Raw genomic sequence first — 18817 nt, forward strand, 5'->3', positions numbered from 1 at the left:
CGACGGCGGTGCGACCTCGTACGTGTGGCAGGGCCTGACGAACGGCGTCGCGTACTCGTTCCGCGTGCAGGCCTACAACTCGGCGCCGGAGCCGAGCGACTTCAGTCCCGCGTCGGCGACGCAGACCCCGGCGGGCCCGCCGTTCCAGGTCACGGGCGTCGCCGCCGCGCGCGACCAGTCGATCCCCGGCAACGTGCAGATCCAGGTCACGTGGGACCAGCACGAGACCCAGTCGAACGGCGCCGCGATCTCGCAGTACCTCGTGCAGGCGTACTCGAACGGCACGGCGTACGGCCAGCCGCAGACGGTGTCGGGCGCGACGTCGACCCGTGCGACGTTCGGCGCCGGCTCGCTGCCGGCCGGCACGGGCGTGACGCTCTCGTTCAGCGTGCAGGCGGTCAACGACGTCGGTCCGTCGCCGGCGTCGGCGCAGTCGAACGGCGTGCGCGACGCGACGACGCCCGCCGCCCCGCAGATCACCGCCGTCAGCGAGGGCGACGGCTTCGCCGACATCACGATGCAGGCGGGCTCGGCGAACGGCGCGCGCGCCGAGGAGATCCAGTACCAGGTGCTCGTCGGCGGCACGCAGCAGGGCACCGTCTCGGCGACCGGCGGGCGCATCCCGCTCGCGAACCGCGCGAACCCGTACAACATCTCGGTGCGCGCCGTGTCGCAGGTGCAGGGCATCACCTACACGAGCGGGGCGTCGAACGTGGTCCAGGCAGCGCCCTTCGGCCCGATCGGCGCACCCACGGCGTCGGCGCGGGCAGGCGTCGACAACGTCGAGGTGAGCTGGTCGGCGCCGGCGGCGAACGGCCGCCCCGTCTCGATGCAGATCCGCATCAACGGCGGTGCCTTCGAGAACGTCCCGAACAACGGCTCGCGGTCCGAGCCCGCGAACCGGGGTCAGCAGATCACGATCGAGGTCCGAGCGTCCACGGGCCTGCCCGACGGCAACGGCCACGGTGCGCAGACGACGACGGCCTCGGCGAGCGCGCGCACCGCGAACCCGTCGATCTCGCTCTCGCGCGGCGAGGAGGTGCAGTCGCCTGAGAACCAGAACGTGGCGCCCACCTTCGTCGTCTCCTGGAACGACATGCCCACCGGCGTGCAGTTCATGTACCAGTGCTTCGACGCCGACGGCCCGATCCGCGCAGAGCGCCAGCCCCACACCTTCGGCTCGGCCAACGGCACCTCGCCGCGCAACCAGTACACGTTCTGCATCTCGGAGCGCGGCGGCCCGTACAGCATCACCTTCTACTACGGCGGGAACGAGTACGTCTCCGCCAGCTCGAGCAACTGAGAGGCCAGACATGGCGATGACGATGACCCGCGAGCAGGCGGCATGGTTCCAGGAGACGTTCCAGCGACTCGTCGCGAACGTCGGCGCGGTCGTGCTCGGCAAGGACGACGTGATCGCGCTCGCATTCACGGCGATGCTCGCCGAGGGCCACCTGCTGCTCGAGGATGCCCCCGGCACGGGCAAGACGCAGCTCGCGAAGTCGATGGCGGCGACGGTCGCGGGTGCGAACACGCGCATCCAGTTCACTCCCGACCTGCTGCCCTCCGACGTCACGGGCGTCACGGTCTACGACCAGAAGACGCAGGCGTTCGAGTTCCACAAGGGGCCGATCTTCGCCCAGATCGTGCTCGCGGACGAGATCAACCGCGCGAGCCCCAAGACGCAGTCCGCGCTCCTCGAGGTCATGGAGGAGGGGCGCATCACCGTCGACGGCGACGCGTACGAGGTCGGCCGACCCTTCATGGTGATCGCGACGCAGAACCCCATCGAGCAGGCGGGCACGTACCGGCTGCCCGAGGCGCAGCTCGACCGCTTCCTCATGAAGACGTCGATCGGCTACCCGGGCCGCGAGCAGACCGTGCGCATCCTCGCCGGGTCGGCGCAGCGCAACTCCTCGTCGCTCGTGCAGCCCATCGTCACGACGTCGGCCGTCGCCGAGATGATCGACCTCGCCGCGACCGCGCACGTCGACGCCGCCGTGCTCGACTACATCGCCGGCCTCGCCGAGCACACGCGCGAGTCGAAGGACACGCGCCTGGGCGTCTCGGTGCGCGGCGCGATGGCCATCACGCGCGCCGCCAAGGCGTGGGCGTCGGCCCGCGGCCGCAACTACGTGCTGCCCGACGACGTGAAGTCGCTCGCGCAGTTCGTCTGGGCGCACCGCATCGTGCTCGACCCCGAGGCGGAGTTCTCGGGCGTCACGGGCGAGCGCGTCATCGAGCGCGCCATCGCCGACGTGCCGGCGCCGCAGGAACGGGCCCTGGTCGGATGACCCAGGTCGAGCCGCCTCCCGTCGCCCCGGCACCGCAGGAGGAGCAGCCGCAGGAGCCGCGGCAGCGCCGTGTCCTGCCGCGCTCGCCGCGGCAGCTGCTCGGGGCCGCGCGGGGCGGCATCGGCCGCGTGCTCGGCTCGGATGCCGCGCTCGGCGCGCGCAGGGTCGTCGTGCGCGGCGCCCGCGCCGTCGGTCCCGTGCTCGCGCCCGTCACGCGCTTCGGCTGGGTCGCGCTCGCCATCACCATCGCAGCCCTCGTCGTCGGCATCGCGCTCGAGTGGGTCGAGCTCGTCACGATCGCCTTCGCCGGCGCCGTGCTGCTCCTCATCGCGGTCGTCTACGTCATCGGACGCACGATGTACCGCATCGAGCTCGACCTCGCCTACACGCGCGTCGTCGTCGGCGAGCGCGCGCTCGGCCGCATCGAGATCCACTCGGCGAGCTCGCGCCCGCTCATGCCCGCGACGATCGAGGTGCCCGTCGGCTCCGCCGTCGCCGCCTTCCACCTGCCGCGCATGCAGCCGCGCGACGTGCACGAGGACGTCTTCGCCATCCCCACCTCCCGCCGCGCGGTGCTGCGCGTCGGACCCGTGCGATCGGTGAAGGGCGATCCGCTCGGCCTGCTGCGCAGGCAGGTGCGGTGGACCGAGCCCGTCGAGCTCTTCGTGCACCCGCGCACCGTGCAGCTCGACGAGACCGCGCCGGGCCTCATCCGCGACCTCGAGGGCATCACGACCCGCGACCTCACGAACTCCGACATCGCCTTCCATGCGCTGCGCGACTACGTCGCGGGCGACGATCGTCGCTACATCCACTGGAAGTCCTCCGCGCGCACGGGCCAGCTCATGGTGCGCCAGTTCGAGCAGACCCGCCGCTCGGTGCTCGCGCTCGGGCTGTCGACGAACCCCGACGACTACGGCCACCCCGACGAGTTCGAGACCGCGATCTCGGTGCTCGGCTCGCTCGGCCTGCAGGCGATCCGCGACGAGATGGACGTCGTCGTGCGCACCTCGCGCCGGTCGCTGCCCGCCATGAACGGCAAGCGCCTGCTCGACGGCCTCTCGGGCATCGACTGGAGCCCTCGCCACGAGCGCCTCATCGGCCTCGCCGCCACCATGGGCCGCGAGCACGCCGGCGCCTCGGTCGTCATGCTGCACGTCGGCGCGGGCGTCGACGTCGCGACCGTGCGGCGCGCGACGTCGCTGCTGCCGTCGCAGGCCCGCATCCTCGTGCTGCAGTCGATCGTCGGCACGAAGGCTCGCGTGCAGCCGCTCGGCACCGCGACGCTCGCGCAGCTGCCGTCGCTCGCGGAGCTGCCGCGCATCGTCCGGGCGGTGAGCGAGCAGTGAGCGCCCCCGCACCCTCCGCGGCCGACCGCCGCGCGCCCCTCCTGCCGCGCAGGCTCTGGCAGGTCGCGATCGACTGCGGCGTCATCCTGCTCGTGCACGCGATGGCGACGCTCGCGTTCGGCCCCGTCTTCGGCGGCGTCGACTTCGCGATCGCCGGCATCGGCGGCGCGATCGCGGGCATCCTCGTCGGCATCGTCTCGTCGCTGCGACCGCTGCGCGGCTGGCTCGTCACGGTCGCGGGCGTCGTCGTCGCCTACGTCGTCGTCGGGCCCGCGCTCGCCGTGCGCCACGCGACGATCGGCGGCGTCATCCCCACGATCGACGGCCTGCGCGAGCTCATGCTCGGCTCGTTCGTGTCGTGGCGCAGCCTGCTCACGGCGCAGCCGCCCGTGCAGGGCTTCCCGAGCCTGCTCGTCGTGCCGATGCTCACGATGCTCGTGTGCGCGACCGTCGCCACCGTCCTCGCCCTCCGCCTCCGACGCGGCGCGGCGTGGGCGATGCTGCCCGGCGTCGTCGCGCTCGTCGTCGGCATCGCCTTCGGCACGCGCATCGCGGCGCAGCCCATCCTGCTCGGCGTCGTCACGGCGTGCGCATCCATCGCGTGGATCGCGTGGCGCGGCGCCACGGCCCGGCGCAACCTGGCCGAGGAGGTCGAGGTCACGCGCGACGACGCGAACCGCAGGGCGTTCGCACGCCGCCGGCTCATCGGCGGCGTCGGCATGGTCGCCGCCGCGGCGCTCGTCGCGAGCCTCGCCGCGGTGCCCGTCGCCTTCACGGATCGCCAGGTGCTGCGCGACGACGTCGAGCCGCCCATCGAGCTCGCCGACTACCCGAGCCCGCTCGCCGGCTTCCGCACGTGGCACAAGAACTTCGAGGAGGCGACGCTCCTCACCGTCTCCGGCATGCCCGAGGGATCGCGGCTGCGGCTCGCGACGCTCGACTGGTACGACGGCACGGTCTACGCCGTCGCCGGCAGCCAGGAGTCGTCGGCCTCGGGCTCGTTCTCGCGCGTCGGCGACGCGATCGGCACGTCGCAGCCGGGCACGCCCGCGCAGATCCAGGTGCAGATCGAGGAGTACTCGGGCGTGTGGGTGCCGAGCGTCGGCTACGCCGAGCGCATCGACTTCGCCGGCGACGACGCCGTCGCGCTGCAGTCGTCGCTCGCCTACAACGGCCTCACGGGCAACGTGCTCGCCGAGTCGGGCCTCGGCCCGGGCGACTCCTACACGATCGACGCGATCGTGCCCGAGGTGCCGGAGGACTACGCCGACCTCGAGGGCATCCCCGCCTCCGAGATCGACATGCCCGAGCCCGAGGACATGCCCGAGCTCATCACGGCCTGGTCCGCGTCGAACGCGACCGAGCGCACGACGCTCGACAACATCCTCGCCATGGCGGCGACGCTGCAGCAGGGCGCGTTCAGCCACGGCGTCGGCGACGACGAGGCCACCTCGCTCGCCGGCCACGGGCAGCGACGCCTCACCTCGATGTTCGACGCGGAGACGCTGCTGGGCGACGACGAGCAGTACGCCGCCGCCTTCTCGCTCGCGCTCGACTTCTACGGCGTGCCCTCGCGCGTCGTCATGGGCATGTACCCGGGCGAGGACGGCTTCGACGGCGAGGGTGAGGCCGTCGAGCTCACGGGCGGCGACATGCACGCGTGGGTCGAGGTGTCGTTCCAGGGCGTCGGCTGGGTGCCGTTCGACCCGACGCCGCCCGAGGACAACACGCAGGTCGAGCCCGAGCCGCAGCCGCAGCCCGACCCGCGTCCGCAGGTGCTGCAGCCGCCGCAGCCGCCCGAGGAGCCCGCGGAGCTGCTGCCCAACACGCAGCCCGACCAGGCGGACGACGACGAGGAGGACCAGGCGACGACGGGCTGGCTCATCGTGCTCGCCGTCGCGGGCATCATCCTCGGCGTGCTGCTGCTGCTCGCGCTGCCGTTCCTCGTGATCGGGCTGCTGAAGCGGCGCCGCAGGCGCAAGCGCTTCGAGGCGGCGACCGAGAGCGAGCGCCTCGCGGGCGGCTGGCACCAGGTCGTCGACGAGGCCGTCGACCTCGGCCTGCCCGTGCCCGCCGGCGTCACGCGCCGCGAGGTCGCCTCGTCGGTCGAGGACCGCTATCCGCGCTCGCGCGCGACGGCCATCGGCGAGTACGTCGACGCGGGCGTCTTCGGCCCTGGCGAGCCGCACAAGGGCGAGATCGACGCGTTCTGGAAGGATGTCGACCGCAGCGTGCAGGCCATGCGGCAGGAGGCGAGCAGGCGGTCGAGGATCCTCGGGATGCTCTCCCTGCGGTCCTTCCTCAGGCGACGAGCGGAGCGGAGGAGCCGATGATCTGGTCGATCGACGACGGCACGGCCAAGCGCCCGGAGGGCGTCGACGAGGACGGCGTGCCCGATCCCGCGTACGCCGCGAGCCTCGGGCTCGTGCGCGCGCCGCTCGGGCGTCGCGTCGCGTCGACGCTCATCGAGGCGGCGGTGTACGCGCTGCTCGCGCTGCCGCTCGTCACCGGCGCGTCGCCGCGCATCGTGAGCCTGCTCTCGGGTGCGACGAGCTGGTACGGCTTCCTCAACCACCCCGACCTCGTCATCACGATCGTGTGCGCGGCGGCATCCGTCGTGCTGACGCTCGTCTTCACGATCGTGCAGCTCATCCTGCACGGCAGGAAGGGCGTCACGCTCGGCAAGGCGCTCACGGGGCTGCGCACGGTCAACGTCGCGACGCTCGCGAGCCCCGGCTTCGGACGCGCCGTGCTGCGCGTCGTCGTCCTCGGCGCGTCCTCGATCGTCCCCGTGATCGGGCCGGTGCTCTTCCTCGTCTCCCCGCTGCTCGACCGCCAGCGGCGTCGCGGGTGGCTCGACCTCGTGGGTCGCACGTGGCTCGTCGACGCGGCGCGCGGCCTCGACCCGTACGACGTCAAGCGCATGCGCATCGCCCGCAAGACCGTCGCGGCGGATCCCGTGGGCGCGCAGGTCGAGCTGCCCTCGCTCGCCACGCCCGTGCAGCACGGCGCGCAGGCCGTCTACCAGCCCGGCGCGCGCGTGAGCGCGGGCGTGCTGGGCGTCGCTCGCCCGCACGCGCCGGGGGAGCAGCCCGTCGTGGGCCTCGCGTCGTCGCAGGCGTCGCAGCCGCAGCCGTCTGCACCCGCGCCCGCGCCGCAGCAGGCGGCGCCCGCGGCGCCGTACCGGCCGGGCGAGCTGAGCGGGGCGCCGAGCGTGCCCTCGACGCCGTCGTCGCCGTTCGCCCGTCCCGCCGGCGTGCCGAGCGCGCCGCAGCTGCAGCAGGCGGGGCAGCCCGTGCAGGGCGTGCCGCCCGTGCCCGAGGCCACGCCGCAGCAGCAGACGCCGTCGCAGCCGCCCGTCGTGCAGCCCGCGGGCGGCGCGTCGTGGCCCGGTGCCGCGACGCCGCCGCAGCACGTGCCCGCCGAGGCTGCGCAGCCTCCGGCAGCGCTCGCCCCCGCGCAGGCGCAGGCTCCTGCGCAGGCGCAGGCTCCTGCGCAGGCGCAGGCTCCCGTGCCGCCGTCGGCGCCCGTCGCCGCCGAGCACGTGCCCGACGCGACGGTCGTGCCGGGCGCCATCGACGACGGCGACGACCTCGAGGCGACGCGCATCGCGCGTCCGCGCGCCCTCGTGCTCGAGCTCGACGGCGGCGGCCGCATCCAGCTCGGCGGTCGCGTGCTCATCGGCCGCAACCCCACGCTGCAGCCCGGCGAGGCCGGCACGCTCGTGCCCGTGCCCGACGACTCGCGATCGCTCTCGAAGACGCACGTCGCGATCGACGTCGAGGGCGGCACGATCCAGGTCGTCGACCGGCACTCGACGAACGGCACGTCCATCGTCCGCGGCGGCAAGGAGACGCGGCTCGTCGGCGGCGTGCCCGCGCGCGCCGAGGTCGGGGACACCATCGTGCTCGGCGACCGTCGGGCGGTGATCGCGCGTGGCTGAGCTGCACGTGGGCGAGTACCGCTTCGAGCACTCCGCGATCGCGCTGCGCTGGGCCGCGGCGACGCACGAGGGGGCGCGCACCACGAACGAGGACTCGGTCTTCGCCTCCTTCCCCGTCTTCCTCGTCGCCGACGGCATGGGCGGGCAGGCGTCGGGTGACGTCGCGAGCGCCCTCGCCGTCGAGTCGTTCCGCACCCTCAAGGGGCGCGCGCTCGCCACGATCGAGGGCGTCGAGCACAGCGTCGAGCGCGCCTTCCGCGCCGTGCGCCACGAGGCCGCGTGGCACGGTGCCGCCGGCGGGACGACGCTCGCCGGCGCCGTCGCCGTCGACGTCGGCGGCATCGCGCACTGGTACGTCCTCAACGTGGGCGACTCGCGCACCTACCTGCTGGCCGACGGCGTCCTCCAGCAGCTGAGCGTCGACCACTCGGTCGTGCAGGAGCTCGTGGACGCGGGCGCCGTCGAGCGCGCCGCCGCCCGCACGCATCCGCAGCGCCACGTCATCACGCGCGCGATCGGCGCCGGCCAGGAGCACGCGCCCGACAGCTGGCTGCTGCCCGCCGAGCACGGCCAGCGGCTGCTCGTCTGCTCCGACGGGCTCTCGAGCGAGCTCGACGACGCCGAGATCGCCGGGCTGCTGCGCGCGACGCCGTCGCCGGCGGACGCGGCGGCGTCGCTCGTCGCGCGCGCCCTCCACGCGGGCGGCCGCGACAACGTCACGGTCATCGTCGTCGACGTCGACCAGGTCGCGGGTGGCTGGGACCTCGACGACACGCATCGCGGCGCTCTCGACGAGGACACCGTGCCCATCGCGAGGCGACGCTGATGCGCACCGGGTACACGACGGGCGAGGCGTGGTGCGTCGTGCGCGGCGACGTGCTCGTCGTCCTCGACCGCGGCCTCGACGCGCGCAGCGCCGGCGAGATCCACGGCGCGATGTCGCCCGCGGCGCTCCGCGAGGAGCCGCTCGCCCTCGCGGTGCTCGAGCCCGTCGAGGACGGGTGGCTGCTGTGGCGTCGCCGCGGCGTGCCCGCCGTCACGACCCAGGCGCTGCCCGACCGCACGGGCGAGACGTGGGGGAGCGACCTGCTCGCCGTCGGCTCGACCGTCGCGTTCGGCGCCGTCGGCGCGCTCGCGGACGCGCTGCCGCTCGAGGGCGGCGTCGTGCGCGCGAGCGCCGTCCGCGTCGAGCTCGTCGCACCCGCGGTCGACGTCGCGCCCGTCGGCACGACGCCGGCGGAGGTCGAGACGGAGCCCGAGCCCGAGGTGGAGGCGCTGCCCGAGCCCACGCCGGAGCCGCAGACGGAGCCCGCGCCCGAGACGCAGGCGGCGCCCGCCGCGGCGCCCGCGCTCGATCCGGAGCCGGAGCCGGAGCCGGAGCCGGCGCCGGCGCCGGCGCCCGAACCCGAGCCCGAGCCCGACACCGTCACGCAGACGGCACCCGACCCCGAGCCGGCGTCCGAGCCCGAGTCCGAGCCGGCGCCCGAGCCCGTTCCCGAGCCGGTCCCGGAGGCCGAGCCGGAGACGGTGACGCAGACGTCTCCCACGCCGGATGCGGAGCCGACGCCCGAGCCCGCGTCGCAGCCCATCCCCGAGACGCCGCCGACGGCGCATCCGGGCATCGTCGGCATCATCGACTCCGTCCCCGGATTCATCCGTCCCGCCACCGTCGTGTCGGTGCCCGACCTCGACCTCGGCGACCACGACGGCATGACGATCACGGGCGACGCCGCACGAGCGCTCGCCGCCGCGGCGCGCGAGCAGCAGCCGGCGCAGCAGCCCGTCCTCGGGCCGGCGACGGGACCCGTCGTGCTCTCGACGCTCTGCGCCGCCGGGCACGTGAACCCCCCGGGCACGACCGTGTGCGCATGCGGCGCCGCGATCGAGACCGGCACGGCCGACCAGCGCGCGCGTCCGGAGTTCGCCGAGCTCGTGCTGCCGGACGGCGAGCGCGTGCCGCTCGGCCGCGGCGTCGTGCTCGGGCGTCGACCGCGCAGCCGTCGCGTCGAGGACGGCCGCGTGCCGCGTCTCGTCACGGTGCACTCGCCGAGCGAGGACATCTCGCGCAGCCACCTCGAGGTGCGCTGCGAGGACTGGAACGTGCTCGCGATCGACCTCGAGTCGACGAACGGCACCGTGCTGCTGCGCGAGGGTGCAGCCCCCATGCGCCTGCGCGCCGACGCCCCGCAGCTCGTCGCGTTCGGCGACCGGCTCGACCTCGGCGACGGCGTCGTCGTCCGCGTCGAGCGCGCACGCTCGGAGGGCGCCTCGTGAGCCCGCGTCGCGCGCCGTCGCAGCCGCCGGTCCTGCCGGGCTACGAGCACCGTCGCCTCCTGGGCTCCGGCGGCTTCGCCGACGTCTTCCTCTACGAGCAGGTGCTGCCCTCGCGCCCGGTGGCCGTGAAGGTCCTGCTCACCGAGGCCGTCGACCGCGACGTCGTCGAGCACTTCCGGCAGGAGGCCAACGTCATGGCCCAGCTGTCGTCGCATCCGTCGATCGTGACGATCTACGGCGCCGCGGTGTCCGACGACGGCCGCCCGTACCTCGTGATGGAGTACTGCCCGCGCCCCAACCTCGGCGTGCGGTACCGCAGCGACCGCTTCTCGGTCTCGGAGGTGCTCGCGCTCGGCGTGCAGATCGCCGGCGCCGTCGAGACGGCGCATCGCGCCGGCGTGCTGCACCGCGACATCAAGCCCGCGAACATCCTCGTCACGGCGTACAACCGCCCCGCGCTCACCGACTTCGGCATCGCGACGACGACGGGGGAGGCGGACGTCGCGGCGGGCATGTCGATCCCGTGGTCGCCGCCCGAGGCGTTCGCCGAGCCCGCGTGGAGCGGTCGCGAGTCCGACGTGTTCTCGCTCGGCTCGACGCTGTACACGCTGCTCGCCGGCCGCTCGCCGTTCGAGCTGCCCGGCGGGTCGAACACGAGCCTCGACGTCATCTCCCGCATCGAGCGCGGCGAGGTCGCGCCGCTCGCGCGCTCCGACGTCCCCGCGTCGCTCGAGGCGCTGCTGCGCTCGTCGATGGAGACCGACCCGCGTCGCCGCTTCTCGAGCGCGCAGGCGCTCGGCCGCGCCCTGCAGCAGGTCGAGGCCGAGATGAGCCTGTCCGTCACGCAGATGGACGTGCTCGACGACTCGCTGCCCGTCGACGCCGTCGACGACGAGGACGGCGGCGCGACGCGCATCCGCGGCGTCGTCGAGATCGATCCGCACGTCGACGACCCGCCGCGCCTCGCGACGTCGGCGCCCGCGCCCCCTCCGCCCACCTACGCGGCGGCGATGGTGTCCGAGGCGACGGTGCTGCGGCCGTCGCAGCAGCCCGCCGCGGCGCCCGGCCCGCCGATCCCGCGGCCGGGCGAGCTGCCCGTCGCCGCCGATCCCGAGTCGCCGTGGGGCGCGGCGTCCGCGCAGGCGCAGGCCACGCGGCGCAAGCGCTCGCGCACCCCGCTCGTCGCGGCGATCGCCGCGGGCGTCGTGCTCGTCGCCGTCGTCGGCATCGGCATCGTCGTGTCGATCGGCGCCGATCCGCAGGCGACGCAGCCGAGCTCGACGCCGACGATCGCGCCGCCCGACGCCACGGCGCCGTCGCCGCCCATCGCCATGGCGGGCGCCGCCGAGGGCGACCAGGTGCGCTTCACGTGGACCAACCCGTCGGCGCAGGACGGCGACGAGTTCGCCATCCGCTCGGAGCCGTCGGACGGCGACCCCATCATCCAGACGATCCAGGAGGCCGAGATCCTCCTGCCCGCCGACCCGGACGGCCGCACGTGCGTGTCCGTCGCGGTGCAGCGGGCGAACGGCCTGCAGTCGACCTACCGGGAGGTCTGCCTCGATGGCTGACGCCACCACGCTCCGCGTCGAGTTCGCCGGCGAGTGGTTCGATCCCGTCGCGGGCGAGCCGTTCACGATCGGTCGCGAGGGCGACCTCGCCGTCGACGACAACCCGTACCTCCACCGCGCCTTCCTCGAGATCACGCATCGCGACGGCCTGTGGTGGCTCACGAACGTCGGCTCGCGCTTGTCGGCGACGCTCTCGAGCGCCGGCGGCGTCGTGCAGTCGTGGCTGTCGCCGGGCGCGAGCCTGCCGCTCGTGTTCGCCGAGGCGACCATCGTGTTCACCGCCGGGCCGACGACGTACGAGATCGGCGTGCAGACGACGACGGCGCCGTTCGCGATGGCGGCGACGGGCGCCGCCGTGCCGCTCGGCGACGCGACGGTCATGCCCTCGCAGCTCACGGCGCTGCAGAAGGCGCTCATCGTCGCGCTCGCCGAGCCGATGCTGCGCCGCGACGGCGTGGGCGTCAGCGAGCTGCCGACGAGCACGAAGGCGGCGGAGCGGCTCGGCTGGTCGATGTCGCGCTTCAACCGCAAGCTCGACAACGTCTGCGACAAGCTCGACCGCATGGGCGTGCAGGGGCTGCGCGGCGGCGCGGGCAGGCTCGCGAGCAACCGCCGCGCACGACTGGTGGAGTACGCGGTGTCGTCGCAGCTCGTCACGCGCGCGGACCTCGCGCTGCTCGACGACGACGCGCTGCGCGGCACGGACGACGAGGGGACCGACGCATGAAGGTCAAGCTGACGCTGCACAAGGACGGGGCCGCCCCCCGCGACATCGTCGTGACGGCCGACTCGACCGCGACGGTCGACGACGTCGCCAGGCAGATCGCCGACGCGGATCCCGCGGGCGGGGTCGCGATCGGCGAGGACCAGGTCGTCACGCTCGCCGTCGCGCCGCCCACGAGCCCGCGGCTCGAGCCACTCGACCCCGACGCGCTCATCGGCGAGGCGGCGATCGGCTCGGGCTTCAACGCCGCCGTCCTGCCGCTCGGTGCCCGCAGGCAGCAGCGCGCCGCCAACGCGGGCGGGCCGGCGCTCGCGGTGCTGCGCGTCATCGGCGGCCCGGCCGCCGGCGTCGAGGTGCAGCTCTCGGCGGGGCAGCACACCATCGGTCGCGACCCGTCGTGCGACGTGGTCGTCGGCGACCGTCAGGTGTCGAAGCGCCACGCGCGCATCGAGGTCGGCACCCACATCGAGGTCGTCGACCTCAACTCGGCCAACGGCGTGCTCGTCGACGGCCAGCTCGTCTCGCGCCTGCGCGTCATCCCCGGCCAGCCCTTCCAGCTCGGCGAGAGCGTGCTGCAGGTGCAGCTCGCCGGCGCGTTCGACGCCGGCGGCGCCGACCCCGTGCTCGAGCGCGGCGGCTCGCTCATGTTCAACCGCAGCCCGCGCGTCGAGGAGCGCTACTCCGGCGAGAGCTGGGACGAGCCGCGCATGCCGAAGGAGCCGTCGTCGCGGATGTTCCCGTGGCCGATGCTCATCGCGCCGATCATCCTCGCCTCCACGCTCTTCGCCATGACCGGCCGCGCGCGATCGCTCGTCGTCGCGTTCATGACGCCGCTCATGCTCGCCGGCAACTTCATCTCGCAGCGCACGCAGCTCGGGCAGAAGATCAAGGCCGAGGCCGCGACGTTCGAGAAGCAGTTCGAGCGGCTCGAGGAGCTCCTGTACCGCGCGATCCCCGAGGAGCGCCGCGTGCGCAACCTCGAGGCGCCGCCCGTCGCCGAGGTCTTCGACCACGCGATGCGCCTCGGCCCGATGCTGTGGACGCGCAGGCCCGAGCACTGGAACTTCCTCGGCGTGCGCCTCGGCACGTGCACGACCGAGAGCCGCAACGAGATCAAGCGCCAGGAGGTGCAGGAGGGGCTGCCCGACTACGTCGAGCGCGTCGACGCGCTCGAGGAGCGCTACCGCATGATCTCCGACGTGCCCGTCTTCGAGACGCTGCTGTCGACGGGATCCCTCGGCGTCGCCGGCCCGAAGGCCGCCGCGAGCGACGCGCTGCGCGGCCTGGGCGTGCAGCTCTTCGGCATGCACGCGCCCAACGACGTCGTCTCCGTCGCGCTCACCGACCCCGACTGGGTCGAGGAGCTCGAGTGGCTCAAGTGGCTGCCGCACACCTCGAGCGAGAAGAACCCGTTCAAGGACATGCCGCTCGCCGACTCGGCGCCGACGGGGCAGGCGCTGCTCTCGGCGATCGAGGAGCACATCATGCGTCGGTCGAAGAAGACCGAGGCCGACCTGCGTCCGCCGTACAAGGACGACTGGGATCCGATGGACTACGGCACCGACGTCGAGCGGGCGTCGAAGGAGTCGAAGTTCCCCGGCGGCACCGCCATCGTGCTCATCGTCACGAACGACGCGCCCGTCGACCGCCCCCGCCTCACGCAGATCCTCGAGCGCGGCCCCGACGTCGGCGTCTACACGCTCTTCGTCGCACCCACCGTCGAGTCGCTGCCCGCGGCGTGCCGCACGTTCGTCGACGTCACGGCGGGCCTCACGCACGCGAGCGTCGGCACGGTGCGCTCGGGCGTCACGTACGCCGACGTCGTCGTCGAGGGCGTGTCGAACGAGTACATGCACATGCTCGCGAAGCGCCTCGCCCCCGTCGTCGACTCCTCGACGGTCATCGAGGACGCCTCCGACATCCCCACCTCCGTGAACCTGCTCGCGCTCACGGGCTCCGAGATCGCGAAGGAGCCGTCGGCCGTCATCGAGCGCTGGGGGCAGAACCACACGATCATCGACCGCTCGGGCGCGCAGCAGCCGCGGCTCAAGAAGGCGGGCAACCTGCGCGCCGTCGTCGGCCAGGGCGCGACCGACGCCATGACGCTCGACCTGCGCACCCAGGGTCCGCACGCCCTCGTCGGCGGCACGACCGGTGCGGGCAAGTCGGAGTTCCTGCAGGCGTGGGTGCTCGCGATGGCCGCGGCGCACAGCCCCGACCGCGTCACGTTCCTCTTCGTCGACTACAAGGGCGGATCGGCGTTCGCCGACTGCGTCGAGCTGCCGCACTGCGTCGGGCTCGTCACCGACCTGTCGCCGCACCTCGTGCGCCGCGCCCTCACGAGCCTGCGCGCCGAGCTGCACTTCCGCGAGCACCTCTTCAACCGCAAGAAGGCGAAGGACCTCCTCGAGCTCGAGAAGCGTCGCGACCCCGACTGCCCGCCCGCGCTCGTGCTCGTGATCGACGAGTTCGCGGCGCTCGCCGGCGAGGTGCCCGAGTTCGTCGACGGCGTCGTCGACATCGCCCAGCGCGGTCGCTCGCTCGGCATCCACCTCATCATGGCGACGCAGCGGCCCGCGGGCGTCATCAAGGACAACCTGCGCGCCAACACCAACCTGCGCGTCGCGCTGCGCATGGCCGACGAGTCGGACTCGAAGGACGTCGTCGACGACCCCGTGGCCGGCACGTTCGACCCGTCGATCCCCGGCCGCGGCATCGCGAAGACCGGCCCGGGCAGGCTCGTGCGCTTCCAGTCGGCGTACGCGGGCGGCTGGACGGAGGACGACGTCGTGCAGGTCGCCGACGTGCAGGTCTCCGAGCTCCGCTTCGGCTCGCTCGTGCGATGGGAGCGCGAGGCGCCCGTCGACCTCGACGAGGACGCCGATCCCGGCCCCAACGACCAGAAGCGCATCGTGCGCACCCTCATCGACGCCACGCAGGAGGCGGGCATCCCCGCCCCGCGGCGTCCGTGGCTCGACGACCTCGAGCGGACGGTCGACATCCGCGACATGCCGATCCACGACGACCGGCGCATCCTGCTCGGCAAGGCCGACATCCCCGAGCGGCAGCTGCAGGAGCCGATGTACTTCGCGCCCGACCGCGACGGCTCGCTGCTCGTCTACGGCACGTCGGGCGCCGGCAAGTCGAGCGTGCTGCGCACCGTCGGCATCGGCGCGGGCATGCGGCCCGAGAACGACGTCGAGGTCTACGGCCTCGACTTCGCCTCCGGAGCCCTGCGCTCGCTCGAGGTGCTGCCGCACGTCGGCTCGATCATCTCCGGCGACGACGCGGAGCGCGTGCAGCGCCTGCTGCGCTCGCTCGGCATGCTGCTCGACGACCGCGGCCGGCGCTTCTCGGATGCGAACGCCTCCGACATCACCGAGTACCGCGACATCACGGGCGAGCGCATCCCGCGCATCCTCGTGCTGATCGACAACTTCCCGCAGTTCAAGGCCGAGTGGGACATGACGAGCGCCCGCTCGCCGTTCTACGCCGTGTTCATGCGCATCCTCGGCGAGGGTCGCCCGCTCGGCGTGCACGCCGTCTTCACGGCCGACCGCTCGGGCGCGGTGCCCACGGGCGTCTCCTCGAACGTCTCGCGACGCGTCGTGCTGCGACTCGCCGACGAGAACGGCTACGTCATGGTCAACGTCGCCCGCGACGTGCTCGACGAGCACTCGGCGCCCGGACGCGCGATCGTCGACGGCTTCGAGACGCAGATCGCCGTGCTCGGCGGCACGCCGAACGTCGCCGAGCAGTCGAAGCTCATGGCGCAGCTCGCCGACGAGCTGCGCAGGCAGGGCGCGCGCGAGGTCGAGGAGATCGGCGCGCTGCCCACGCGGCTGTCGGAGGGCAACCTCCCGGCGCGCATCAAGGGCTTCCCGGTGCTCGGCGTCGCGGAGGACACCCTCGCGGCCCGCGAGTTCGACGCGATCGGCACGTTCATCGTCGCGGGGCCGCCGGAGTCGGGCAAGACGAACGCCATGAAGGCGATCGTCAACAGCATGCTGCGCTTCGACCCCGACGTGCGCCTGTTCCACTTCGCCGGTCGCCGCTCCGTGCTGCACGACTACGCGCCGTGGGTGCGCAGCGCCGTGAACGTCGACGACGCGAAGGCGCTCGCGACCGAGCTCGTCGACATCGTGAAGGACGAGACGATCCCGGGTCGCATCATGATCGTCGTCGAGAACGTGCCGCAGTTCGCCGACTCGGAGGCCGAGCGCAAGCTCAAGGAGCTCATGCAGGCCATCAACCGCTCCGACCACTTCCTCGTCGGCGACGCCGACGTGTCGCAGGTCACGAGCGGGTTCGGGTTCATCGGCGACTTCAAGGCGGGCCGCAAGGGCATCATCCTCAAGCCCGACTCGTTCGACGGCGACTCGGTGTTCAAGGTGCCCTTCCCGAAGGTCAAGCGCGTCGACTTCCCCGTCGGCCGCGGCATCTTCGTGCAGTCGGGACGTGCCGTCACGATGCAGATGCCGCTCGTGCAGACCGATCGCGCTCCCGTGCCGGCATCCGCCGCGCCCGCCGCCCCGCCGGCCTTCGACGAGGCGCTCGTCAGCGACGCGACCGTCCTGCCGACCGCGTGAGGCATGGGGAGTCCTCCCCATGGGCAGGACTCCCCATGGCGACGTCCAGGCATCGCTCGTAGGTTGATCGCAGATGGTCCAGCCGGGCCACGGAACTTCCGACGGAGGGATGACCATGACGGACTTCGGTGCCAGCTATGGCGAGATGGAGCAGGTCGCTGCGGCGCTCACGGACGGTCGTGACGACATCGTCTCGACGCTCGAGTCGCTGAAGGGCAAGGTCGACACGCTGCTGGGCGAGGACTTCAAGACGCAGCACGCGTCGGGCAAGTTCGGCGAGGGCTACGAGGAGCTGACGAGCGGTCTCACGACGGCGGTCGACGGCATCGGCGACATGTCCGAGGCGCTCACGGGCATGATGCAGGCCATCCAGCAGCTCGACGAGCAGCTCGCCGGCGGCTGATCCCACGCCACCGCACGACACGCGGCGGCGGGCGCGAGCCCGCCGCCGCGGCCATGTCCAGCACCGACAGGAGGCAGCACGATGGGCGACGACGTCCTCATCCACTTCAGCGATCTCGACGCGCTCAACGAGAAGCTGAAGGAGATCACCAGCGAGCTCGAGAACGCGGGCAGCCGAGCGGACCAGCTCGAGGACGCGATCGGCGACCCCTACGGAAAGAACGACCTCCGCGAGGCCGTCGAGGACTTCGAGGATCGCTGGAACAACCGTCGCGAGGACCTCGCGAAGGACATCACGGCGCTCCAGGAGCACGTCCAGGGCGTGCTGGACGGGTTCAGCGACTGGGACACGGAGACCGCTGCGAGCATGGAGGAGTCGGGCTGATGTGGGGCGGCATGGATCAGTCGCCGGGCAACCGGGACATCGAGAAGGTCAGCGGCGAGGCCGACGTGATCATGGAGCGCGGCACGCAGATCGAGACGCTCGGCCAGCTCATGGCCTCGAGCGCCTCGGAGCTCGAGGACATCGCGACGGGCACGACGACCCTGCGTGGCAAGGCCGTCGACAAGCTCAAGGAGGGCATCGGCGAGGCGTACGTCGAGCTGCGCAACGTCGCGCAGATGTACGAGCCCACCGGCCCCGTCGTGCACGCCTACGGCGTCGCGCTCGACGACCTCAAGCCGAAGATCAACACCCACGTCGACACGTGCGAGACGCTGTGGTCGACGTACGACTCGCTGCCGGGCGACCGCGAGGGCCGCGGGACCGGCGGCCTCTTCGGACCCGACGAGGGCAGCCCGGAGGCTGCGGAGCAGAAGGCCGAGGACGACGCCAAGCAGGAGGCGTACGAGGCATGGGAGACCGAGGCCGGCCTCTTCGACGACGACTACGAGGACTGGGAGGCGGCGTTCGACCTCGCGGCCGAGCGCGTCGGCACCATCCTCGACGGGTCGCTCAAGGACTCGAAGTGGGACATGCTCGACGGCTTCGTCGCCGACATGCTCACGGTGCTGAAGTGGGTCGGCATCGCCGTCGCCGTGCTCGGCATGATCATCGGCGGCCCGTTCCTCGCCGCCCTCGGCGCGATCCTCGCCCTCGCGACCCTCGCGCTCACGGTCTACCAGGTGCTGCGCGACGACGCGGGGCTCACCGAGCTCGCGTTCGCGATCGTCGGCGTCATCCCGTTCGGCAGCATCGGCAAGGGCGGCGGCGCCTTCCTCGACGACATGCTCGGCGGCTTCCCCAAGGGCGGCCTCAGCGGCTTCGCACGCAACGCGGGCGACTTCGCCGGCAGCTTCAGCGCCTTCGGACGCGGCTTCAGCCGCGGCCTCGGCCAGGGCGGCGGCCTGCTGAACAGCCTCAACCGCGGCATCGCGGGCATGCAGGGCAACGCGGGCAGGTTCGCCGACGGCGGCTTCGTCAACGCCCTCACGCGCCTCGCGACCGGCCAGAACGGCAGCGACCTCGCGACGCTCGACTGGGGCGGCGGCATCGACATCGTGAAGCACTCGGTGGGCAACGCCGACATGGCCACGAACGGCCAGGCCACCGGCGGCCTGCCGAGCCCGTCGCTCGACGAGGCGGCGATCGGCAGCAACCCCGAGCCCATCACGCCGCCCGACCTTCCCTGGGAGGACTGAGGCATGGCCCGTAGGCTGGATCGCATGGGG

Annotated in this window: 13 protein-coding genes; all 13 read left to right on the forward strand. The window is 73.1% G+C overall.

All coding sequences use genetic code 11. The annotated features are described in order from the left end of the window. Positions 1-1303 (forward strand): fibronectin type III domain-containing protein (locus tag ABD249_RS02255; protein WP_486303396.1); only part of this gene is annotated, 1303 nt, incomplete at its 5' end. Between the two features lie 16 nt (positions 1304-1319). Beyond that, positions 1320-2294, forward strand: a complete 975-nt coding sequence (locus ABD249_RS02260; RefSeq protein ID WP_344340063.1) for an AAA family ATPase — start codon at positions 1320-1322, stop codon at positions 2292-2294. Continuing rightward, positions 2291-3643: a DUF58 domain-containing protein gene (locus ABD249_RS02265; protein ID WP_344339875.1), complete on the forward strand. Its 1353-nt coding sequence runs from the start codon at positions 2291-2293 to the stop codon at positions 3641-3643. The genes ABD249_RS02260 and ABD249_RS02265 overlap by 4 nt, the downstream gene beginning before the upstream one ends. Then, the gene (locus ABD249_RS02270; protein ID WP_344339877.1) at positions 3640-5976 is read left to right on the forward strand and encodes a transglutaminase-like domain-containing protein; all 2337 of its coding nucleotides are present in this window, start codon (positions 3640-3642) and stop codon (positions 5974-5976) included. Before ABD249_RS02265 ends, ABD249_RS02270 begins: the two co-directional genes overlap by 4 nt. After that, positions 5973-7586 carry an RDD family protein gene (locus ABD249_RS02275; protein ID WP_344339879.1) on the forward strand — a complete coding sequence of 538 codons (1614 nt, stop codon included), beginning with the start codon at positions 5973-5975 and terminating at the stop codon, positions 7584-7586. Before ABD249_RS02270 ends, ABD249_RS02275 begins: the two co-directional genes overlap by 4 nt. Then, a complete protein-coding gene (locus ABD249_RS02280; RefSeq protein WP_344339881.1) occupies positions 7579-8412 on the forward strand; it encodes a PP2C family protein-serine/threonine phosphatase in 834 nt (277 codons plus the stop codon). Before ABD249_RS02275 ends, ABD249_RS02280 begins: the two co-directional genes overlap by 8 nt. After that, positions 8412-9860, forward strand: a complete 1449-nt coding sequence (locus tag ABD249_RS02285) for an FHA domain-containing protein (RefSeq protein ID WP_344339882.1) — start codon at positions 8412-8414, stop codon at positions 9858-9860. Before ABD249_RS02280 ends, ABD249_RS02285 begins: the two co-directional genes overlap by 1 nt. Next, positions 9857-11431, forward strand: a complete 1575-nt coding sequence (locus ABD249_RS02290) for a serine/threonine-protein kinase (protein ID WP_344339883.1) — start codon at positions 9857-9859, stop codon at positions 11429-11431. Before ABD249_RS02285 ends, ABD249_RS02290 begins: the two co-directional genes overlap by 4 nt. Then, positions 11424-12158 carry an FHA domain-containing protein gene (locus ABD249_RS02295; RefSeq protein WP_344339886.1) on the forward strand — a complete coding sequence of 245 codons (735 nt, stop codon included), beginning with the start codon at positions 11424-11426 and terminating at the stop codon, positions 12156-12158. The genes ABD249_RS02290 and ABD249_RS02295 overlap by 8 nt, the downstream gene beginning before the upstream one ends. Then, positions 12155-16744, forward strand: a complete 4590-nt coding sequence (locus ABD249_RS02300; RefSeq protein ID WP_344339887.1) for a type VII secretion EssC family protein — start codon at positions 12155-12157, stop codon at positions 16742-16744. Before ABD249_RS02295 ends, ABD249_RS02300 begins: the two co-directional genes overlap by 4 nt. A 115-nt stretch (positions 16745-16859) precedes the next feature. Next, positions 16860-17147, forward strand: a complete 288-nt coding sequence (locus tag ABD249_RS02305) for a WXG100 family type VII secretion target (RefSeq protein ID WP_344339889.1) — start codon at positions 16860-16862, stop codon at positions 17145-17147. Positions 17148-17228: 81 nt separating this feature from the next. Next, on the forward strand, positions 17229-17531 hold the full coding sequence (locus ABD249_RS02310) for a hypothetical protein (protein ID WP_344339890.1): 303 nt from the start codon (positions 17229-17231) through the stop codon (positions 17529-17531). An 11-nt stretch (positions 17532-17542) separates the two neighbouring features. Further along, a complete protein-coding gene (locus tag ABD249_RS02315) occupies positions 17543-18787 on the forward strand; it encodes a hypothetical protein (protein WP_344339891.1) in 1245 nt (414 codons plus the stop codon). Positions 18788-18817 lie beyond the last annotated feature (30 nt).

It is taken from the genome of Agrococcus versicolor (genome assembly GCF_039531815.1).
Classification (GTDB): Bacteria; Actinomycetota; Actinomycetes; order Actinomycetales; family Microbacteriaceae; genus Agrococcus; species Agrococcus versicolor.

What these genes read in the sequence shown, in the direction of transcription:
- ABD249_RS02285 (WP_344339882.1), top strand. Translation starts at nt 8,412, where the DNA reads ATGCGCACCGGGTACACGACGGGCGAGGCGTGGTGCGTCGTGCGCGGC.
- ABD249_RS02305 (WP_344339889.1), top strand. Translation starts at nt 16,860, where the DNA reads ATGACGGACTTCGGTGCCAGCTATGGCGAGATGGAGCAGGTCGCTGCG.
- ABD249_RS02295 (WP_344339886.1), top strand. Translation starts at nt 11,424, where the DNA reads ATGGCTGACGCCACCACGCTCCGCGTCGAGTTCGCCGGCGAGTGGTTC.
- ABD249_RS02265 (WP_344339875.1), top strand. Translation starts at nt 2,291, where the DNA reads ATGACCCAGGTCGAGCCGCCTCCCGTCGCCCCGGCACCGCAGGAGGAG.
- ABD249_RS02315 (WP_344339891.1), top strand. Translation starts at nt 17,543, where the DNA reads ATGGATCAGTCGCCGGGCAACCGGGACATCGAGAAGGTCAGCGGCGAG.
- ABD249_RS02275 (WP_344339879.1), top strand. Translation starts at nt 5,973, where the DNA reads ATGATCTGGTCGATCGACGACGGCACGGCCAAGCGCCCGGAGGGCGTC.
- ABD249_RS02300 (WP_344339887.1), top strand. Translation starts at nt 12,155, where the DNA reads ATGAAGGTCAAGCTGACGCTGCACAAGGACGGGGCCGCCCCCCGCGAC.
- ABD249_RS02310 (WP_344339890.1), top strand. Translation starts at nt 17,229, where the DNA reads ATGGGCGACGACGTCCTCATCCACTTCAGCGATCTCGACGCGCTCAAC.
- ABD249_RS02260 (WP_344340063.1), top strand. Translation starts at nt 1,320, where the DNA reads ATGACGATGACCCGCGAGCAGGCGGCATGGTTCCAGGAGACGTTCCAG.